The organism is Pseudomonas fluorescens (assembly GCF_902497745.1).
In the GTDB taxonomy this organism is placed as follows: domain Bacteria; phylum Pseudomonadota; class Gammaproteobacteria; order Pseudomonadales; family Pseudomonadaceae; genus Aquipseudomonas; species Aquipseudomonas fluorescens_BM.
In genome coordinates, this window is sequence record NZ_CABVHJ010000063.1 from 1 (window position 1) to 1,721 (window position 1,721).

The 1,721-nt window shown below is 57.7% G+C and carries 2 protein-coding genes; both read left to right on the plus strand.

What is annotated here, in order from left to right:
* The first annotated feature begins 132 nt into the window (after positions 1-132).
* Positions 133-1,221, plus strand: a complete 1,089-nt coding sequence (locus F8N44_RS31185) for a polyamine ABC transporter substrate-binding protein (protein WP_150649399.1) — start codon at positions 133-135, stop codon at positions 1,219-1,221.
* The coding region (locus F8N44_RS31190; protein WP_150653020.1) for an NAD(P)/FAD-dependent oxidoreductase at positions 1,218-1,721 on the plus strand (504 nt) is incomplete at its 3' end. The genes F8N44_RS31185 and F8N44_RS31190, both read left to right, overlap by 4 nt.

Genomic DNA, 1,721 nt, shown 5'->3' on the forward strand with positions numbered 1-1,721 from the left:
GCGAGCCTGCTCGCGAAGGCGTCGGATCAGTCGACATTAATGTTGAATGAACAACCGCTTTCGCGAGCAGGCTCGCTCCCACAAGGGAATAGCGAACCACCTGAAAAATCCAACAATTTAAGAGGTGTCGAAATGCGTCTATTGAAAACCATGGTTCCCGCCGCTCTGGCCCTGATGTGCAGCATCGGAGCCCAAGCCCAACCTCAGGTCAGCGTCTACAACTGGACCGACTACATCGGCGAAACCACCCTCGCCGACTTTCAGAGCCAAAGCGGGATCAAGGTGATCTACGACGTTTTCGACTCCAACGAAACCCTCGAAGGCAAACTGCTCGCCGGCCGCACCGGGTATGACGTGGTGGTGCCGTCCAACCACTTTCTCGCGCGTCAGGTAAAGGCCGGCGCATTTCTCAAACTTGATCGCTCGCAATTGCCGAACTTCAAGAACCTCGACCCGAAACTGCTCGAACTGCTACAGAAAAACGACCCGGGCAACGAGCACTCGGTGCCGTACCTGTGGGGCACTAACGGCATCGGTTACAACGTCGACAAGGTCAAGCAAGTGCTGGGCATCGATCATATCGATTCCTGGGCCGTACTGTTCGAGCCTGAGAACCTGAAAAAACTCAGCCAGTGCGGCGTGTCGATGATGGACTCCGCCGACGAAGTCTTCCCTGCCGTGCTCAATTACATGGGCATGGACCCACGCAGCGAAAACCCCGAAGACTATAAAAAGGCTGAAGCGAAACTGCTGAGCATTCGCCCGTACATCACCTATTTCCATTCCTCGAAATACGTGTCCGACCTGGCCAACGGTGATATTTGCGTAGCCTTCGGTTATTCCGGCGACGTGTTCCAGGCCGCCAACCGCGCCAAGGAAGCCAAGAACGGCGTGAACATCGCCTACGCGATTCCAAAGGAAGGCGCTAACCTCTGGTTCGATTTGTTGGCGATCCCGGCTGATGCGAGCAACACCAAAGAAGCCCACGCCTTCATCAATTACCTGCTCGATCCACAAGTGATCGCCAAGGTCAGCGCTTCGGTCGGTTACGCCAACCCGAACCCGGCCGCCAAGCAGTACATGGATCCGGAGCTGGTCAACAATCCAGAGGTTTACCCACCTCAAGCAGTGCTCGACAAACTCTATATTTCTACCACCCCGCCCCAAGCGATCATGCGTCTGATGACCCGGTCCTGGAGCAAAGTGAAGTCGAACAAATGAATCAGTACACCCAGGAACACGCTCGCTCCTATTACGCCGCTTCGGCCCGGGCGAGCACACCTTATCCGCTTTTGGACGGTGACTTGACCGCCGATGTCTGCGTGATCGGCGGCGGGTTCACCGGGGTCAACACCGCCATCGAACTGGCTCAGCGCGGATTGTCGGTGGTGTTGATCGAAGCCCGGCGCATCGGCTGGGGTGCCAGCGGGCGCAACGGCGGTCAGTTGATTCGCGGGATTGGTCATGAGGTCGAAGGCTTCGCCAAGTATGTCGGTCAGGAAGGCGTACGCTATTTGCAGCGCGCCGGCATCGATTCGGTGGAACTGGTGCGCCAGCGCATCGGCGACAACGGTATCGAATGTGATCTGCGCTGGGGCTTCTGCGACCTGGCCAACACCCCTGCGCAGTTCGACGCCTTCAAGGACGAACTGGTCGACCTCGCCGAACTCGGCTATGCCCACGAAACCCGTCTGATCGGCCCGGAGCAGGTCCGCCAGCAA